The sequence below is a fragment of the Pseudomonas sp. Ga0074129 genome, assembly GCA_001465025.1.
In the GTDB taxonomy this organism is placed as follows: Bacteria; Pseudomonadota; Gammaproteobacteria; order Pseudomonadales; family Pseudomonadaceae; genus Aquipseudomonas.
Window position 1 is genome coordinate 1 of the sequence record LNDO01000066.1, and the last position, 17095, is coordinate 17095.

The window sequence follows — 17095 nt, forward strand, 5'->3', positions numbered from 1 at the left end:
AACGGATGACTTGATCGGTTTTGGTCGAATCGCCGCTTTTAAAATCGGCAAGAGCTGAAGTCGGCCGGAAATACAGGGCTACTTCAGAGCATCCTTAGAGGCGCATGGATTGAAGGTGGTGAGCATCATCCATACCCACGCGCATCTGGATCACTTCCTAGCCTCCGGGCAGATGAAGGAGAAGACCGGCGCGACCCTGCATTTGCATAAAGAAGACCAGTTCCTTTGGGACAACCTGGAAATGCAGTGCCGCATGTTCGGTGTGCCTTACACGCCGGTGCCGGCCCCGGATCAGTGGCTCAGTGATGACGAGGAGCTGGCTTGCGGCTGTGGTGTGGCGTTGCACACGCCGGGGCATACGCCAGGTTCGATGAGTTTCTGGTTTGCCGATGCCAAGTTGCTGATCGCCGGTGACACCCTGTTCAAGCGCGGCATTGGCCGGACAGATTTGTGGGGTGGGGATTATTCGACCATCGAGCGTTCGATCAAGCAGCGCTTGTACTGCCTGGATGAGGACGCCACGGTGGTCACTGGGCACGGGGTGGATACGCGGTTGGGTGATGAGATGCGCGAAAACCCGTTTGTGCGGGCGTGAACAGGGAATTTTCCCCGCCGCCCATGCTCAAATGGCGCGAGGCTGTGCGCCTATTCGTTAATTTGTTGGAGTTGCGATCATGTTGAAACCCTCGCGAATGCTGCTGATTGCCACTGTTGTGGTAACAGGGGCTGGTTGTGCGGTGCAAAACCCTTACGTGCGTGAAGACGGTGAGATGCGCAAGTCGGCCACCTACGGCACCTTGGGTGCGTTGGCGGGCGCGGCGGTAGGGGCGGCCACATCGAGCAAGAAGGATCGCGGCAAAGGTGCATTGATCGGCGCGGCAGTGGGCGGTGCGGCTGGCGGTGGATACGGCTTTTACGCAGACAAGCAGGAAGCCGAATTGCGTCGCAGCATGCAAGGCACGGGCGTTGAGGTGCAGCGCAATGGTGATGACCTCAAGCTGATCATGCCGGGCAACATCACCTTCGCCACTAATTCGGCGGATATCGCCGGGAATTTTTATGCACCGCTGAACAACCTGGCCAACTCATTCAAACAGTACGACCAGAACAGCATCGAGATTGTCGGGCATACCGATAACGTCGGCGCGCATCAGTACAACTACACCCTCTCGCAGCGCCGCGCGCAGAGCGTGGCCAACTACCTGACCGCGCAAGGGGTTAACGGCATGCGCGTAACCACCCGCGGTATGGGGCCGGACCAGCCGGTGGCCAGCAACGCCAGTGAGTCGGGTCGTGCGCAGAATCGCCGTGTGGAGATCAACCTGCGTCCGTTGCAATAAGCGCGGGCACTTAGGCGTACCAGCGGCGCGATAGCGGTTGCTATCCGCCGGTCAGGCGCAAAAAGAAATGCCGTTCACTGGGCTGCAGTGAACGGCATTTTTTATGGCCGCTGATGGACGGCGCGATAACGATGGCGCTTAGCGGCGAGCGCTGTATTGCTGGTGCAGGGCGTCCAGTTCAGCGTCTTTGTCCAGCCAGAGTTGGTTGACCCATTGCTGGAACTGCAGGCGGTAGGCGTCGTCCTGGTCGTAGTTGCGGCCGATGAACTCCGCCGGTATTGGCTGTTCTTTGATGCGCACCACCACCTCGTCCACCCGTCCGCAGAGCAGGTCCCAGAATCCCGGATTTCCGCCTGGGTAGTAGAGCGTGACGTTGACCATGCTGTGCAATTGCTCGCCCATGGCGTCCAGCACAAAGGCGATGCCACCGGCCTTGGGTTTGAGCAGGTGTTTAAAGGGTGATTGCTGCTGCGCGTGCTTGGCGGGCGACAGGCGCGTGCCTTCCAGAAAGTTGAACACTGAAACCGGGTTGGTTTTGTAGCGCGCGCAGGCTTTGCGCGTGGTGAGCAGGTCTTGGCCGCGTTTTTCCGGGTGCTTGGCCAGGTATTCCTTGCTGAAGCGCTTCATAAAGGGGAATTCCAGTGCCCACCAGCACAGGCCAATCACCGGCACCCAAATCAGCTCTTGTTTAAGGAAAAACTTGAGCATGGGCATGCGGCGATTGAGCAGGTATTGCAGCACCAGAATATCCACCCAGCTCTGGTGGTTACTGGTCACCAGGTAGGTGTGTTGCTTGTCGAAGCCCTTCAGCCCCGAGACATCCCAGCGCGTGTGGCCAACCTGGTTCATCCAGAATTTATTGATGCCAATCCAGGATTCGGCAATCAGGTGCATCAGGTAGCGGATCGCACGATGAACCGGGGCGATGGGCAGCAGTAATTTCAGTAAGGCCAAGGTAAAAAGCGGCCAGCACCAGAACAGGGTATTGAGGCCCAGTATCAAGCTGGTGATAAAGCCACGGATGGGTGCGGGCAGGGCATGCAACATGGGGGCGTGTGCCTCCTGAAGGTGGGCTTCTTCGAGCCTGTTGTGAGAATGCCGGCGGTGTACGCGGCGGTGTTAGGTTAACGCTTGTGCACTGACCTGCAAGGCTTGGTGTTGACCTGCTGGTTTCGTGCATGTCGCCGCCAGCCTGTGTGAGCGCTGGCGTGGGTTGGCCTGCTGTTAAGTGGGCAGGTTGGCCGCCTGGATCGCAGTCAGGGCGATGGTGAAGACGATGTCATCGACCAATGCGCCGCGCGATAAGTCATTCACCGGTTTGCGCAGGCCTTGCAGCATGGGGCCGACGCTGACGCAATCGGCGCTGCGTTGCACGGCCTTGTAGGTGGTGTTGCCGGTGTTCAGATCCGGGAAGATAAACACCGTGGCGCGACCAGCCACCGCGCTGTTGGGGGCTTTTTGCCGGCCGACGCTTTCAATGGCGGCGGCGTCGTACTGCAAGGGGCCATCGAGCAGCAGGTCAGGGTCAAGGGCGCGGGCCAGGCGGGTGGCTTCGCGCACTTTCTCGACCTCTTCGCCGCTGCCGGAATCGCCGGTGGAGTAGCTGAGCATGGCCACACGCGGGGTGATGCCAAAGGCGCTGGCCGAGGCCGCACTTTGTAGGGCGATTTCAGCCAGTTCGGCAGCGCTTGGGTCGGGGTTTACCGCGCAGTCGCCGTACACCAGCACCTGATCGGGCAGTAGCATAAAGAACACCGAGGACACCAGTTTGTACCCCGGTGCGGTCTTGATCAGTTGCAGGGCCGGGCGGATGGTGTTGGCGGTGGTGTTGATCGCGCCCGACACCAGGCCATCGACCTCGTCCAGAGCGAGCATCATGGTGCCCATCACCACGGTGTCTTCCAGTTGCGCGGCCGCCATCGGCGCGTTCAGTCCTTTGCCTTTGCGCAGCTCGACCATGGGCGCGACATAGCGCTCGCGAATCAGGTCGGGATCGAGAATTTCCAGCCCAGGCGGCAGCTCGATGCCTTGGGCGCGCGCCACGGCATACACCTCTTCCGGCTTGGCCAGCAGCACGCAGCGGGCGATGCCGCGTGCCTGACAAATGGCCGCTGCCTGCACCGTGCGTGGTTCGCTGCCTTCGGGCAGGACGATGCGCTTGTTGGCGGCCTTGGCGCGCTGCACCAACTGGTAGCGGAAGGCTGGTGGCGACATGCGCAGCTCGCGCGGCGTACCGCAGCGGGTAAACAGCCACTCATGGTCGATATGGCTGGCGACAAAGTCGGCGACCTTTTTGGCACGCTCTTTATCGTCCACCGGGATTTCGCGGTTGAGGCGGTTGAGGTTGGTGGCCGTGTCGTAAGAGCCGGTGCTCACAGTCATCACTGGCAAGCCACTTTGCAGCGCGCCGCGGCACAGCTCCATGATCCGTGGGTCGGGGGCAAAATCACTGCACAGCAGCAAGCCGGCCAGCGGCATGCCGTTCATGGCGGCCAGGCTGGCGGCGAGGATAATGTCGTCGCGGTCACCCGGTGTGACCACCAACGTGCCGGGCTTGAGCAGTTGCACGGTGTTGGCCACGGCGCGCGCGCAGAGCACGATTTTCAGCATGCGCCGTTGTTCGTAATCCCCAGCATTGAGAATGCGTGCGCCGAGCAAATCGGCAATGTCGCGGGTGCGCGGGGCGTTCAGCTCATCCTGCCAAGGGATGCAGCCGAGCAGGCGGAAGTCGTCGCTTTTGAGTAGTGGCGAGAGTTCTTTCAGGCGCTGAGTGAAGGCCTCAATGCCGTCGTCGCTGCGCACCTTGTTGAGGATCACGCCGAGCACTTTTTCGTCCTTCGGCCCACCGAATAACTGGGCTTGAATCTCCACTCGGTCGAACAGTTCGGTGAGGCTTTCCTGCTCGGGGGCCGAGACCAGAATTATTTCAGCGTCCAGGCTCTTGGCCAGGTGAAAGTTAACCCGCGCGGCGTAGCTGGCCTGTCGGGTCGGCACCATGCCTTCGACAATCACCACGTCTTTGCCAGCGGCGGCTTGCTGATAGAGGCTGATGATTTCTTCCAGCAGTTCATCCAGTTGGCCGTCACCGAGCATGCGTTCGACATGGGCCAAAGCTAGCGGCTTGGGCGAGTGCAGGCCGTGGGTGCGGGCGATCAGCTCACTGGAGCGCTCCGGGCCCAGGTCACCGGGGTGAGGTTGGGCGATGGGCTTGAAGAAGCCGACCTTGAGGCCTGCGCGTTCCAGCGCACCGACCAGGCCTAGGCTGATAGACGTCAGACCAACACCGAAACCGGTTGGGGCAATAAAAAAGGTGTGCATGGTGTCTCCGTCGGGGTGCGCTGCTGGGCGTTGCTGTTGGCGTGCACCCAGCCTAGCGCGGCAATTTTGCAGAAAATCGTGTTTAGGCTTCGATCAAGGTCAGGGTGTCGAGGGCGATCTGCCGTTCTTCGTTGGTCGGCACAACCATGACTCGAGAGTGGCCCTGGGCGTGAATCGCGCCGCTGGCACCACGAACTGTGCGGGCGTTGGCGCTCTCGTCGAGGCTCAGGTTGAGCAGCCTGAGATGGGCGACGGTTTTGCTGCGAATCAGCGCGGAGTTCTCGCCAATGCCGCCGGTGAAAATCAGCCCGTCGAGGTGTTGTAGGGCGCAGCTCATGGCCGCTAGGGATTTGGCCAGGCGGTAACAGAACACTTCAATGGCCAGGGTGGCGCCGGGGTGGCCTTGCGCGCGGGCTTCTTCCAGGCTGCGCATGTCGTTGGACAGGCCGGAGAGACCGAGCAGGCCGCTTTCTTTATTCAGCACGGCATCAATGCGCTCCAGGCTCCAGCCCAGGGTGCGCGCCAAGTGGCTGTGCAGGTTGGGATCAACATCGCCGCTGCGCGTACCCATCACTACGCCTTCCAGCGGGGTCAGGCCCATGCTGGTGTCGCGGCTCTGACCATCGACCACCGCACAGGTGGAGCAACCGTTGCCCAGGTGCGCGACTAGCCAGCTGCTGTGCTGGTAGTCGAGGCCGCTGATTTCGGCGGCGCGCTGGCTAACAAAGCGATGGCTGGTGCCATGAAAGCCATAACGGCGCACACCATGTTCGCGGTACAGGGCGTCGGGCAGTGCATAGCGGAAGGCATGTTCCGGCAGGGTTTGATGGAACGCCGTGTCGAACACCGCCACCTGCGGCAAGTCTGGGAACAGCTTGATTGCAGCTTCAATACCCAGCAGGTTGGCGGGGTTGTGCAGCGGGGCCAGCGGGGCGGTGGCGCGAATGGCGGCCAGGCTCAGCGCGTCGAGCAGGCAGGCGCTGGTGAAGTGCTCGCCGCCGTGTACCACGCGATGACCGATGCCGTGCAGTTGGCCGCCAGCGGCGGTTTGTACCAGGGGTAACACCTGAGCCAGGGCGCTGCGGTGATCGGCGTGGGGCAGAATCAGGCTGTCTTTGTTGCCGTTGTGCTGCCACTGCACTTGCGCATCGGGGCTGCCGAGGCGTTCGGCCAGGCCGCTGAGGGCAAACTGCGGCTGTTCTTCATTGACTAGGGCGAATTTGATCGACGAGCTGCCGCAGTTGATCACCAGAATGTTGCGTGCGGGCATTTACCGCTCCTTATCTAATCTTGATGCGGGCGTTCTGTGTGCGCCTCGCGTGCGTCATGTTCGGCGGCGCACCAGCCGCAGAGGAAGGCTTTACCCAGTTGCGCCTGGCGCTTTTGGGCATCCAGCACCCACGCGCGATTCTGCCAGGGCGGCTGGTGGCGCAGGTGCTGGGTATGGCCGCAGGACAATACTGCCACCCAGTCGCCGTGTTCATCCTGACGAAAATCAAGCAGGCGCACACATGCAGCGTCCTGCCGTCCGTCTTTACTCGGTTCGCTTTCGCGCGTGCCCTTGGGTAAACTCGCACGCTCTTTATTTCCAAGCAAAAGGTCTCGCCCCATGCTGATCGCCGCCAATAAGGCCGTCTCCATCGACTATACCCTGACTAACGATGCCGGTGAGGTGATCGATAGTTCCGCAGGCGGCGCGCCGCTGGTTTATCTGCACGGTGCTGGCAACATCATCGGTGGCCTGGAAAAAGCCCTGCTGGGCAAACAGGTTGGCGACGAGTTGGACGTTTCCGTTGAGCCAGAAGACGCCTACGGCGAATACAGCGCTGAACTGGTTGCGACCCTCAACCGCTCGATGTTCGAAGGTGTCGACGAGCTGGAAGTCGGCATGCAGTTTCACGCTTCCGGCCCGGACGGCGGCATGCAAATTGTCACCATTCGTGAACTGGAAGGCGAAGACGTGATCGTCGACGGCAACCACCCGCTCGCGGGTCAGCGTCTGAACTTCAAGGTCAAGGTCATCAGCATCCGTGATGCCAGCGAAGAAGAAGTGGCTCACGGGCACATTCACGGCGAAGGCGGTCACCACCACTGAGTCACCGCAAGGTTGCCGCGAGCCGAGGCGTACCGTTGAGTGAAACGACTTGTGGTCGTATCAACTGCGAACGCCACTGCTAAGCTGCAATAGAAGAAAGGCACCTTCGCATAGGTGCCTTTTTTATGGCCAGCCATCTTTGGCGCTAACCTGCAGGCTGTCGCTGTGCGATGCTGATTTGGGCCTGCCATGCACAATTTGTGTTCTCAAGGAGTAAGCCATGAGTGCCTTTCACGACCTTAACCTGCGTGCCCTGGATGGCCAGGTCTTGCCGTTGGCTCCCTTCAAGGGGCAAGTGGTATTGGTGGTCAATGTGGCGTCCAAGTGTGGCCTCACGCCGCAGTGCGCCGGGCTTGAGCAGCTTTACCAGCAATACAAGGCGCAAGGCTTTAACGTGTTGGGCCTGCCGTGCAACCAGTTTGCCGGGCAAGAACCGGACAGCGAGGAAGCCATCGCCAGCTTCTGCAGCCTCAACTACGGGGTGAGCTTCCCGATGGGCAGCAAGCTTGAGGTGAACGGCCCGGACCGTCACCCGTTGTACCGTTTGCTGGCGGGTGAGGGTGCTGAGTTTCCCGGTGACATCACCTGGAACTTCGAGAAGTTTTTGGTCGGTCACGATGGGCGTGTGCTGGCACGTTTCGCCCCGCGCACCGCGCCGGATGATCCGAGCATTATTCAGGCCATCGAAAAGGCACTCGGCTAACAGGCCATTTGTGCCAAGGCTGCGGACTAAGCCGGTGCATGGCTTGTCCTCAGCGGGCCTGCGCGGCTTAATCAGGCGACTTGCCGAGGATGCCCCGCATGAGCCTGTTTCCCGCTGAACCCCCCGCTGCCCACGCCACCCCCGAAGCGCTGCGCGCCTTGATTGAAAGCCGCCGCGCTGTGCGTCGTTTCAGTGCCGAGCCTGTACCCGATGAGGTGGTTCGCGATTGCCTGGAGCTGGCGGTGTTGGCCCCTAATTCGTGCAACCTGCAGCCCTGGAGCTTTCAGGTGATTCGCGACCCAGCGCTGCTGGCCCAGTTACATCCGGTGTGCATGAGCCAGAACGCGGCCAAAGCGCCGCTGATCATTGCCGTGTTGGCGCGCCCGGATACCTGGAAGCAAGCCTGCCAGAACATCATCGACTATTGGCCCGAGCCAGACGTGCCGGCGCGCATTCGCCACTTTTATAGCAAGACCGCGCCGTTTCAATACAACCAGGGGCCGTTCGGTTTGTTTGGCTTATTCAAGCGTCAGTTGCTGCGCGTGGCCGCTTGGCGCAAGCCTTTGATGCGCAGCCCCAACAGTCAGGCGCAAATGCGCATCTGGGCGGTGAAGTCCACAGCATTGGCGGCGCAGAACCTGATGCTGGCCTTCCAGAGCCACGGCTACGCCACGTGCCCGATGGAAGGTTTTGACGAAGTGCGCTTGCGCAAAACGCTGAACATCCCGCGTCAGGCCTTGCCGATCATGCTGCTGGCAGTGGGTAAGCAGGACGAGAAGGGGGTGTACAACCCGCGTCTGCGCTTTCCGCTGGAGCAGCATGTCACCTGGCTATAGCCGTAGGTTGGGTCGGGGCGCGTAGCCAGAGGAGCAGAGCGATGAAGCCCAACGAGACATGCCAATGCCTGTTGGGCTTCGCTGCGCTCAACGCCAACCTACCCATGCCTTTATCAGCTTTTACAGTACGCCGGCTTTTTTCCAGGCCAGATAACGGCTCACCAACTGCGGTCCCAACTCGCTTGGGCGCGCATCCAGCACCGGCACGTTGTTGGCCAGCAGGCGGTCATGCAGGCTGGCGCGGGCGTTGAGATAGTCCAGCGTGCCGCAGTAGTCCAATGCGCTGGCCAGATCCTGCACCGGATTATGGCGCAGGGTGTCGAGCACTTCCTCACGCAAGCTGGTTACCAGCACCCGGTGCTGTTGGCTCAGGCGCTTAACGGCGCTGACCAAGGTCTGGTCATCTTCATCGCGCAGGTTGGTCACCAGCACCACCAGCGCGCGACGGCGCTGGCGGCTGAGTAAATCAGCCACGGCAGCGCTGAAATCGGCCGGTTGCTGCGTGCTGCGCAGGTCGTACAGGGCGTTAAGCAGGACGTTCAATTGCGCCTGACCTTTTACCGCCGGCAGAAAGCGTGGTTGCTCGCTGGCAAAGGTCGCCAGGCCCACGGCATCGCCCTGGCGTAGCGCCACATAACTGAGCAGCAGGCAGGCGTTGAGGGCGTGGTCAAAGTGCGACAGTTCGCCGTCCTGGCTGCGCATGCGTCGACCACAGTCGAGCAGGAAGATGATTTGCTGATCGCGCTCATCCTGATATTCACGGGCGATCGGCATGCGTTTGCGCGCAGTGGCTTTCCAGTCGATCTGGCGCAGGGTGTCGCCGTCACGGAACTCGCGTAATTGATGAAAGGCCTGACCCAGCCCGCGCCGCTGTTGCTGGCGCACGCCCAACTGGCTGAGCCAGTCATCCACGGCCATCAGTTGCGCGCCATACAGCCGTGCGAAGTCCGGGTAAACCCGGGTTTCACCCGCCACTTCAAGCAAGCGCCGGGCTGACCACAGGCCCATCGGGCTGGGCAGGCTGACCTCGACGCGTGGGAAGTGGAAATGGCCGCGTTGCAGCGCGCGCACGCGGTAGCTGATCTGGGTTTGCTCGCCCGGATGCAGCTCAACCTGCAATGGCAGGTGCTCAAACGCCATCTCGCCCGGCAGGTGATCAAACACCTCGATGCGCAGCGGGCGGTCGAAGCTGTGGTGTACGGTCAGCCGCACATCGCTCCAGCGGCCCAGCGGCATGTTGCCGGGTAAATGCCGTTCGATATGTGGCGTGGGCCGCTGACGTAACCCCAGCGCATCGACCAGCGCCAGGCCCAGCAGCACCAGCAATAAGCCCCAGTAAATCGGCGTAACGCTACGCGGCACGGCAACGCCTAATGCGCTGCAAGTGCCGAGCACAAGGCCAAGGATAAACAGACCGGCGAGCAGCGCCAGCAGCGTGCGCGAAGGCTTCATGCGGGTACGCCTGTGCGTGCGAGTGTCATAGGCGTGGGGCCGGAACCTGAGCCAGCAGTTGTTGCAGCACCTGATCCACCGACAAGCCTTCGATATCCAACTCCGGCGACAGGCGCACGCGGTGACGCAGCACGGCTAATGCGCAGCCTTTGATGTCATCCGGCACGACGAAATCGCCACCGCGCAGCAGCGCACGGGCGCGGCCGCAGCGAACCAGGGCGATGGAAGCGCGCGGCCCGGCCCCGATTGCCAAACCCGGCCAAGTGCGCGTGGCGCGGGCGATGCGCACGGCGTAGTCGAGCACTTGCTCATCGATGGACAGGTCGCTGGCAATTTTTTGCAGGGCCAGCACATCACGGGCCTGTAGCAAGGTGCGCAGTGCGGTGACTTCGAGCATGTCGGCTTTGCTGGAGCGCGCCACCTGGCGAACCATGTTCAGCTCTTCGCTTTGCTCGGGGTAGTCCATGCGCAGCTTGAGCATAAAACGGTCGAGTTCGGCCTCGGGCAGCGGGTAGGTGCCTTCTTGTTCGATCGGGTTCTGCGTGGCCAGCACCATAAAGGGCAGTGGCACATTCAGGGCGCGGCCTTCGAGGGTGACTTGGCGCTCCTGCATCACCTCCAGCAGCGCTGCCTGGGTCTTGGCCGGGGCGCGGTTGATTTCGTCGGCTAGCAGCAGGTTGGTGAACACCGGGCCTTTGCGCAGCTTGAATTGTTCAGTCTTGAGGTCATACACGGCGTGGCCGGTGACATCGCTGGGCATCAGGTCCGGGGTGAACTGAATGCGCGCAAATTCACCGCCAAAGCAGCGCGCCAGGGCCCGTACCAGCAAGGTCTTACCCAGGCCCGGTACGCCTTCAATCAGCACGTGGCCGCCGGCAATCAGGGCGCTGAGTACATCGTCAATCACCGCCGTCTGGCCGATCAGGGCTTTCTGCAGTTCAGTCCGCAAGGCTTGCGCCAACTGGCTGGCGCGCTGGCGCTGGGCCGTCGGATTGGCGGCTGGGGCCGCTGCAGCGGCTGGCGCAACGGGGGCTTCGCTAAGCGGCTCAGGGCTTGCGGGGGCCGGTTCGATGGCGTTGTCCGGCTGTTCGGGGGTGTGTTCGCTCGTCATAGGGCATTCCTGAGGGTTTGCAGGTTGGCGACCTGGCGGGTGAAGTCGGCGGCGGCCAGACGCTGCTTGGGCAACGGCCGCATGGCTTGGCTGATTAGGCTGGACGGTTGTCGGGTCAGGCGGCCAAGCACCTGCCATTGTTCGGCCACGGGCAGGCGCTCGAAACCGGGGTGGCGGTGACGGGCGCGGCGCTGAATATCCTGCTGCAAACCTTGCAGCAGGTTGTGTTGGCCGTTGTGGCGCAGAAGGAAATCGGCACTGGCGCGCACATGTTCCTGCAATTGACGACGATTGCGCGTGACCGGCTGCAGCATCGGCCCCTGACGCTGGCCCAAGTGCCACAGCGCAAAGGCCAGAAGCAACGCCAGGCTGACCAACGCCTGCGGGAAGTGCTCGGTCAGCAGGCTGAGCAGGTTGTCGCGGTCGGCGCGGTAGAGCAGGGTGACCTGGCTGTCCTGAGTCATGTACCAGAGCAGCCAGGCGTTGTCGTATTCGCCAATGTTGCCGTTCTGCCAGATCCAACTGTCGCTGACCACGCTGATCAAACCGTCGCCATGGTAAAGCTGCAGCAGATGCGTGGCAGCGTCGCTGTTGGCCCACGCATGGGCGCGGTCTTCGGCGTCGTAAAGATGAAAATCAGTATCGAAGTTGAAGTAGGCCGGGGCGTCTTCGTTCTCTAGGTACAGCTGAGTCAGTTGCGGATAAGGGCTGTCATCGCTTGATGCGTCAGCGGCCACTGCAGGTTCGGCTTCGGCCGTTGGTGCGGTGCTGGTTTCATCTTCTGCTGCAGCCGACTCATCGGCCGCGGCGTTGGTGTCTTCGTCGAGCGCTTCGCTTTCGTATTGCTGGATGCCTAAATGGTCGAGCAGCAAGTCGCCACTGCTGCCTTCTTCTTCATCCCACAGGCGCTCAGCGACAAATAGCAGGTGGCCGCCTTTGGCCGCCCAAGCCAATACGCGCTCGGCTTGTTTGGGCGTCATGCTGTTGCGGTCGCCCAGCAGCAACAGGGTTTGCCCGGCACTCGGTAGATGTTTGAGCACGTCCAGGCCGTCGGCGCGTTGCACCTGCAGACCGCGCTGCTGGAGAAACTGTTCGGCCGCTAGATACGGATTGGCGCGCGCTTCGGGGGCGGGGCCGTGCTTGACGGTTTCCGGGTAGGACGAAAGGTTGCTCAGTAGGTAAATACCCAGCAGGCCAAACACCAGCAATAAGGCTGCGCCAAGGTAAAACAGGGTGCGCCGACTCATGCTTGCGCTCCGCGTTCAAACAACTGGCGCCAGCCTGTGCACAGCTCATCTTTGAGCGCAGCGGGCGGTTGTTGATGGCCGTAAGCCAGGTTTTGCCAGTGGCGGGTGAGGGTTTGGCTGAACTGGCTGAGTTCAGCCTGTTGCAGCGCGTGCACCTGTTGCAGCACTTCGCCTTCGGTGTCTGAGCTTTTCAGGGCCAGTTGTTGTTCGTGCAGCAGGCGGCTGAGCAGGGCGCGATAGAGCAAGCTGAGCGCGGCGCGTGGCTGTTCATGCCACAGCCGTTCCACTTCGCCGGCTATGTCGTTGGGTAAGCTTTGCGGGGCGACTTCCAGGCCGAACAACTGTTCCGGCGCTTGATAGCGGCGCACCTGTGGCATGCGCAGGCGGCCGGCAAAGGCATTCAGCCAATCGCGATAGCGCCACAGCAACCAAGCCAGCAGGCTGAACAGAATTGTCCACAGCAACACTTCAAAAAACAGCGCAACGCCGTCGACGCTCTTCCAAAACTGCGCCAGGTCAGCGAGTTTTTTCATCCACTCGTCCAAGCTTTTCGCGTCCTCTGCGCTGGGCTCCTCGGGCGCGTCACCAAAGCGCCAGCGGGTCACGGTTTCGCGGTGCTCGAAGGGCGGCTGATCAAGCAGTTGGGTGATGCTCTCTTGGGATTGCTCGCTGGTTAGCGGCTGCTTGAGCAGGCGTGGCGCGTCTGGGCCATTTGGGTCGGTTGTTACGGGTGCGGCCTCGCTGGCTGCCATGGCGTTGTCGGCCACTGGCATAAACAGCAGCGCAACGCTCAGCAACACGGCATAGGCCACACCCGTGAGGCGTTGGCGCAGCTGGCGAAACACCAGCTCGATGTCCCAAGCTTCCAGTGCGGTGCGCCGATTGAGGTAGAGGGTAAAACCGCAGGCCACGTAAATCGGCCCCCAGAACACCAGCACCAAGACATAAAACAGGTTGGACAGATGCTCCAGCCATAACCATTGATGCGTATCGGTGCTGATCAGGGTGTCCCAGCTCCAGTCCAGTTCGAGCTGAGCTGGCAGCAGCATGTAAAACAAACTGATCAGCCCGAACATCAAGGCGATTTCCAGCGCCACGCCCACCACCGTGAGCCAGCTGGCCCCACCGGCATCACGTTGGCCGAGCACCACCAGACGTTGATTGCGGGCGCTGCCCGACAAACCTTCAAGCTGTTGCACCGGCATGTCGAAACTGCGTGTAGGGCTTAAGCGGCGCCAGGTGAGGCTGGCCAGCAGCTGCGGTTTGAGCAAGCCAGGCAAGGCTTTAAGGGCCTGTTTGAGGCTGGGCGTGGAACCAAACAGGGCATTGGACAGGATGAACAGCGGTAGGCGTTCATAGGCCGGTTTCAGCCACCAGAAGATCAGCACGGCGATGCTGGGGTAATCCCACAGCAGCAGGCACAGCAGGGCAAAAATCGGCAGGGTGACAATCGCCCAACTGAGCATCAGCAGCCCGGCGTGTTGCTTGGCGAGTAGCACGCCAAGATCGACCGCTTCCCAGGCGCTGCGCGGGCGAATGACAACACTGGCATCAGTCAGGCGCATGGTCACCTCGACCGGCCAGCAACAGATACGCCAGCACCAACAACCAGAGTGCGCCACCGACGATGTATTTAACGTTGGCGCTGGCCAGGGTCATGGACGACCAGTACGCCTCGATAAAGGCCGCCAGCAAGAGAAAAACGGTCACGCCACCAATCAGCCGCACGCTGCTTGCCGCCGCGATGCGCAGTGCCTCACCGCGGGGCCAGCGGCCGGGCACCAGCAAAGCCCAGCCAAGTTTCAAGCCCGCCGCGCCGGCCAGAGCGATGGCGGTCAGTTCAAAAGAGCCGTGGCCGATGACAAAGGACCAGAAGGTTTCGCCGTAGCCGATTTGCGTCAGATGCCCGGCCACTGCGCCGATCATCAGGCCGTTGAACAATAAGAAGAACAGACTGCCCAGACCAAATAGCAGGCCGCTGGCAAAGGTCTGAAAGGCAATGCCGATGTTGTTCATGATGTAGTAGCCGAACATCATCCAGTCATCGCCGGAATCGCGTTCGCTGAAACGGCCGATGCGCCGCGCGTCGGGGTCGTACATGTGTTCCATTTCGGCCACGCGATCGGGCGACATTACGGCATAGACCAGATCGGGGAAGTAGTAGACCAGTGCGCCCATCAGCAGCAGGCTGCCAAAAAACAGTAGGCATGCGGCGAGCACAAAGCGCCATTCGGTACGCACCAAACGCGGGAAGCCCGCGAGGATAAACCCCAGCAGTTGGCCGCCGATGGGGCTGCGATGGCGGTAGAACTGCTGATGCCCGCGCATAGCCAGATGTTGCAGGCGATCGATCAGGTGGCTGCTGTAGCCTCGGCTTTGCGCCAGCGCCAGGTCTTGGCACAAGCGCCGGTACGCGGCGGCAAACGATTGGGTTTGCGAGCTGTCAGCCTTGCCGCGCTCCAGGGCGTCGAGTTGCAGGGCGAACCCTTGCCAGTCGGCCTGGTGCTGCTGCTCAAATAGGCTCTGTTTCATGTCGGGCCTAAAAGGCCACGGGCGATGCCGTGGAGATGTTGTTCAGCCTGTTCGGCGGGGACGTGCAGGGGTTCAGCGAGAATGCTCGCCAGTTCCTGACGGCGCGCGCTGGACAGGTTTTGGCTGCGTTCAGCAAAGCCGAGCAGGGCGCGTTGCTCGTTAAGGTTCATCGTGAAGGGCGCGCGCAGCGCTTCAGCTTCTGGCAGCACGGCGGCACTTGGGGCCTCATCGCGGTAGACCACCAGCGTACCGGCGGCGATATCGCCCAAGCGCTTGAAGGCAGGGTGACGCAGGCTGCTGATGATGCCCAAGGTGTAGCCGAACGGCAGCATGTCAACGAAGCGCAGCAGGTTACGGGTCAGCGAGGCGGCCCAGCCGATAGGCGTGCCATCGTCGTGAATAACTCGCAGCCCCATCACCTGCTTACCCGGTGAGCGGCCCTGGTTGAGCACTTCAAACAGCACCATGTACCACCACGTCAGCAAAAACATCAGGATGGTCGCCAGGCCCATGCCGAACTGGCCAAGCAGTGCCAATACGGCATACAGCGCGCCAAGCAAGGCCCCTCGAATCAGCAGGTCGATGCCAAACGCCAGCGCGCGCGGAATCACACCGGCCGGGCGCAGGATCAGGTCGATGCCTTCCGGGGTTTCTACTTTAAAACGGGTGTCCAGCAGGGTAGGTGAGGTTGCTGAAACGGAGGACGGCGTAGGTGGCATTGGCAGCCTGCAGCGACGAAAGCCCGATGCTAGCCACCAGCAGGCCGAGACGCAACAGGCCAGGGGTGGTTAGCGTGGTGACTGTGTAACGGCGCACGTGGCTGGCACCTCATGGGCGATTGACAGAATGCTAGACTGCCCGCGCCTTAGCCTCAGGATACGACTGTGACTTCCAGCCTATTTTGGTACGACTACGAAACCACCGGCATCGACCCGCGCCGCGACCGCCCGTTGCAAGTGGCCGGGATTCGCACCGACGAGGCGCTCAATGAAATCGCTGAGCCGCTGAATATTTATTGCCAGCCCAGCGACGACATTCTGCCGCACCCTGCCGCCTGCCTGATAACCGGCATTACGCCGCAGCAGTTGGCGCAGAACGGCCTGGATGAAGCTGAATTTATGCACCGTGTGCATACCGAGCTTTCTGCACCGGGCACCTGTGGGGTGGGTTACAACAGCTTGCGTTTTGACGATGAAGTCACGCGCTACAGTTTGTATCGCAACTTCTACGATCCCTATGCACGCGAATGGCAAGGCGGCAACAGTCGGTGGGATTTGATTGATCTGGTGCGCACAGCCTATGCCTTGCGCCCCGAGGGGATTGTTTGGCCGCAAGAAAACGGTCGTGTAAGTCTCAAACTTGAACGCCTGACGGCCGCCAACGGTATCGAGCATGGCCAGGCTCACGATGCACTGTCGGATGTCCGTGCGACCATTGCGCTGGCCCGCTTGCTGCGCGACAAGCAGCGCAAACTCTATGACTATTTGTACTCATTGCGCACTAAACAGCGGGTGCAGGAGCACATAAGGTTATTGCAGCCGTTGGTGCATGTTTCGGGGCGTTATGCTGGCGAGCGGCATTATTTGGCCGTGGTGCTGCCTCTGGCCTGGCACCCGCGTAATCGTAATGCGCTGATTGTTTGCGATCTGCAAAGCGATATAACACCGCTACTCAATGAGTCAGCGGCGACCTTAAAGGCGCGTTTGTATACGCGTCGTGATCAATTAGCCGAGGACGAGTTGCCCGTCCCATTGAAATTAATGCACATCAATCGTTGTCCTGTTGTGGCACCGATGAGTGTGCTGCGTGAAGAGGATCGGCAGCGTTTACAGTTGGATGTTGCGCTTTATCTGACGCGTGCCGAGCAACTAACTTCTGGCGCGACACTCTGGCAGGCCAAGTTGGCGGAGGTTTACAGCGAAGAGTCGTTTGCGCCCAATGATGACCCAGAGCAACAGTTATATGACGGTTTTATAGGGGATCGCGATCGGCGCTTATGCGAACAGGTACGGCGCGCCGATCCGCAGCGTTTGGCAGATACAGCTTGGCCATTTGATGATGCGCGATTGCCTGAATTGCTCTTTCGTTACCGGGCGCGCAACTACCCGGATACCCTTAATAATGAAGAGCAACAGCGCTGGCGCGAGTTCTGTCAGCGGCGTTTGACCCAGCCTGAATACGGCGCACCCAACACACTGGCGCAATTTGAACAGGCTTTATTGGCTGCGCAGCCAACTGCAGACGCCTCGCAGCAGAGCCTGTTGCACGCCTGGGCCGAATATGCCGAGCAACTGCGGCAGCGCTTTACGTTATGAAGGTGGCTTGAGAGGTTTGCGCCCGAGTTAAGTGAAGCCCATAAAAAAGGGTATTCGGGAAAGGGTGTTGTTATGCCCTTTCTGAATACCCCTAGGTGATGTGGTTGGTTGTGTTGTTAGCCTTCCTCTTGGAAAGCTCCCGTTCC

General features: G+C 61.0%; 15 protein-coding genes and 1 pseudogene. 6 read left to right on the forward strand and 10 right to left on the reverse strand.

The window, feature by feature from the left end:
- Positions 1 to 94: 94 nt before the first annotated feature.
- Positions 95 to 595: pseudogene (locus AUK77_RS07290) on the forward strand (MBL fold metallo-hydrolase); the annotation flags it as partial.
- Between the two features lie 79 nt (positions 596 to 674).
- Entirely contained in the window at positions 675 to 1340 is a 666-nt protein-coding gene (locus tag AUK77_RS07295) for an OmpA family protein (protein ID WP_296127691.1), read from the forward strand.
- Positions 1341 to 1478: 138 nt separating this feature from the next.
- Here AUK77_RS07295 and AUK77_RS07300 read toward each other — a convergent pair whose 3' ends face one another.
- The 4 genes from AUK77_RS07300 to AUK77_RS07315 all read right to left on the reverse strand — a co-directional run bounded on the left by AUK77_RS07300 (position 1479) and on the right by AUK77_RS07315 (position 6299).
- Complete coding sequence (locus tag AUK77_RS07300) at positions 1479 to 2387, reverse strand: acyltransferase (RefSeq protein ID WP_296127693.1); 909 nt, start codon at positions 2385 to 2387, stop codon at positions 1479 to 1481.
- Positions 2388 to 2564: 177 nt separating this feature from the next.
- The gene (pta, locus tag AUK77_RS07305; protein ID WP_296127694.1) at positions 2565 to 4658 is read right to left on the reverse strand and encodes a phosphate acetyltransferase; all 2094 of its coding nucleotides are present in this window, start codon (positions 4656 to 4658) and stop codon (positions 2565 to 2567) included.
- Between the two features lie 82 nt (positions 4659 to 4740).
- A complete protein-coding gene (locus AUK77_RS07310; RefSeq protein WP_296127698.1) occupies positions 4741 to 5928 on the reverse strand; it encodes an acetate kinase in 1188 nt (395 codons plus the stop codon).
- A 14-nt stretch (positions 5929 to 5942) separates the two neighbouring features.
- On the reverse strand, positions 5943 to 6299 hold the full coding sequence (locus AUK77_RS07315; protein WP_296127701.1) for a DUF3565 domain-containing protein: 357 nt from the start codon (positions 6297 to 6299) through the stop codon (positions 5943 to 5945).
- Between AUK77_RS07315 and AUK77_RS07320 the strand changes: the two genes are divergently transcribed.
- The 3 genes from AUK77_RS07320 (at position 6268) to AUK77_RS07330 (ending at position 8292) form a co-directional block, all read left to right on the forward strand.
- On the forward strand, positions 6268 to 6753 hold the full coding sequence (locus tag AUK77_RS07320) for a peptidylprolyl isomerase (protein ID WP_296127704.1): 486 nt from the start codon (positions 6268 to 6270) through the stop codon (positions 6751 to 6753). The two genes, AUK77_RS07315 and AUK77_RS07320, sit on opposite strands and share 32 nt — an antisense overlap.
- A 220-nt stretch (positions 6754 to 6973) precedes the next feature.
- A complete protein-coding gene (locus AUK77_RS07325) occupies positions 6974 to 7456 on the forward strand; it encodes a glutathione peroxidase (RefSeq protein WP_296127707.1) in 483 nt (160 codons plus the stop codon).
- Between the two features lie 98 nt (positions 7457 to 7554).
- On the forward strand, positions 7555 to 8292 hold the full coding sequence (locus AUK77_RS07330) for a nitroreductase family protein (protein ID WP_296127710.1): 738 nt from the start codon (positions 7555 to 7557) through the stop codon (positions 8290 to 8292).
- Between the two features lie 120 nt (positions 8293 to 8412).
- On the opposite strand, the gene AUK77_RS07335 is transcribed toward AUK77_RS07330, so the two are convergent.
- From AUK77_RS07335 to AUK77_RS07360, 6 genes are read right to left on the reverse strand one after another with little or no spacing between them, the layout of a single operon-like run.
- Complete coding sequence (locus AUK77_RS07335) at positions 8413 to 9744, reverse strand: DUF58 domain-containing protein (protein WP_296127713.1); 1332 nt, start codon at positions 9742 to 9744, stop codon at positions 8413 to 8415.
- A gap of 25 nt (positions 9745 to 9769) precedes the next feature.
- Complete coding sequence (locus AUK77_RS07340; protein WP_296127715.1) at positions 9770 to 10855, reverse strand: MoxR family ATPase; 1086 nt, start codon at positions 10853 to 10855, stop codon at positions 9770 to 9772.
- Positions 10852 to 12102, reverse strand: coding sequence for a DUF4350 domain-containing protein (locus AUK77_RS07345; RefSeq protein WP_296127717.1), 1251 nt, complete (start codon positions 12100 to 12102; stop codon positions 10852 to 10854). The genes AUK77_RS07340 and AUK77_RS07345 overlap by 4 nt, the downstream gene beginning before the upstream one ends.
- Positions 12099 to 13667 carry a DUF4129 domain-containing protein gene (locus AUK77_RS07350; protein ID WP_296127719.1) on the reverse strand — a complete coding sequence of 523 codons (1569 nt, stop codon included), beginning with the start codon at positions 13665 to 13667 and terminating at the stop codon, positions 12099 to 12101. The genes AUK77_RS07345 and AUK77_RS07350 overlap by 4 nt, the downstream gene beginning before the upstream one ends.
- A complete protein-coding gene (locus AUK77_RS07355) occupies positions 13654 to 14634 on the reverse strand; it encodes a stage II sporulation protein M (protein WP_296127721.1) in 981 nt (326 codons plus the stop codon). The genes AUK77_RS07350 and AUK77_RS07355 overlap by 14 nt, the downstream gene beginning before the upstream one ends.
- Entirely contained in the window at positions 14631 to 15353 is a 723-nt protein-coding gene (locus tag AUK77_RS07360; protein WP_296127723.1) for an RDD family protein, read from the reverse strand. The genes AUK77_RS07355 and AUK77_RS07360 overlap by 4 nt, the downstream gene beginning before the upstream one ends.
- 165 nt (positions 15354 to 15518) lie before the next feature.
- Between AUK77_RS07360 and sbcB the strand changes: the two genes are divergently transcribed.
- Positions 15519 to 16949: an exodeoxyribonuclease I gene (sbcB, locus tag AUK77_RS07365; RefSeq protein WP_296127725.1), complete on the forward strand. Its 1431-nt coding sequence runs from the start codon at positions 15519 to 15521 to the stop codon at positions 16947 to 16949.
- The last annotated feature ends 146 nt before the right edge of the window (positions 16950 to 17095 follow it).

Excerpts from the sequence above, each read along its gene's own strand:
- AUK77_RS07295 (WP_296127691.1), top strand. The coding sequence starts at position 675 with ATGTTGAAACCCTCGCGAATGCTGCTGATTGCCACTGTTGTGGTAACA.
- AUK77_RS07300 (WP_296127693.1), bottom strand. The coding sequence starts at position 2,387 with ATGTTGCATGCCCTGCCCGCACCCATCCGTGGCTTTATCACCAGCTTG.
- pta (WP_296127694.1), bottom strand. The coding sequence starts at position 4,658 with ATGCACACCTTTTTTATTGCCCCAACCGGTTTCGGTGTTGGTCTGACG.
- AUK77_RS07310 (WP_296127698.1), bottom strand. The coding sequence starts at position 5,928 with ATGCCCGCACGCAACATTCTGGTGATCAACTGCGGCAGCTCGTCGATC.
- AUK77_RS07320 (WP_296127704.1), top strand. The coding sequence starts at position 6,268 with ATGCTGATCGCCGCCAATAAGGCCGTCTCCATCGACTATACCCTGACT.
- AUK77_RS07315 (WP_296127701.1), bottom strand. The coding sequence starts at position 6,299 with ATGGAGACGGCCTTATTGGCGGCGATCAGCATGGGGCGAGACCTTTTG.
- AUK77_RS07325 (WP_296127707.1), top strand. The coding sequence starts at position 6,974 with ATGAGTGCCTTTCACGACCTTAACCTGCGTGCCCTGGATGGCCAGGTC.
- AUK77_RS07330 (WP_296127710.1), top strand. The coding sequence starts at position 7,555 with ATGAGCCTGTTTCCCGCTGAACCCCCCGCTGCCCACGCCACCCCCGAA.
- AUK77_RS07335 (WP_296127713.1), bottom strand. The coding sequence starts at position 9,744 with ATGAAGCCTTCGCGCACGCTGCTGGCGCTGCTCGCCGGTCTGTTTATC.
- AUK77_RS07340 (WP_296127715.1), bottom strand. The coding sequence starts at position 10,855 with ATGACGAGCGAACACACCCCCGAACAGCCGGACAACGCCATCGAACCG.
- AUK77_RS07345 (WP_296127717.1), bottom strand. The coding sequence starts at position 12,102 with ATGAGTCGGCGCACCCTGTTTTACCTTGGCGCAGCCTTATTGCTGGTG.
- AUK77_RS07350 (WP_296127719.1), bottom strand. The coding sequence starts at position 13,667 with ATGCGCCTGACTGATGCCAGTGTTGTCATTCGCCCGCGCAGCGCCTGG.
- AUK77_RS07355 (WP_296127721.1), bottom strand. The coding sequence starts at position 14,634 with ATGAAACAGAGCCTATTTGAGCAGCAGCACCAGGCCGACTGGCAAGGG.
- AUK77_RS07360 (WP_296127723.1), bottom strand. The coding sequence starts at position 15,353 with ATGCCACCTACGCCGTCCTCCGTTTCAGCAACCTCACCTACCCTGCTG.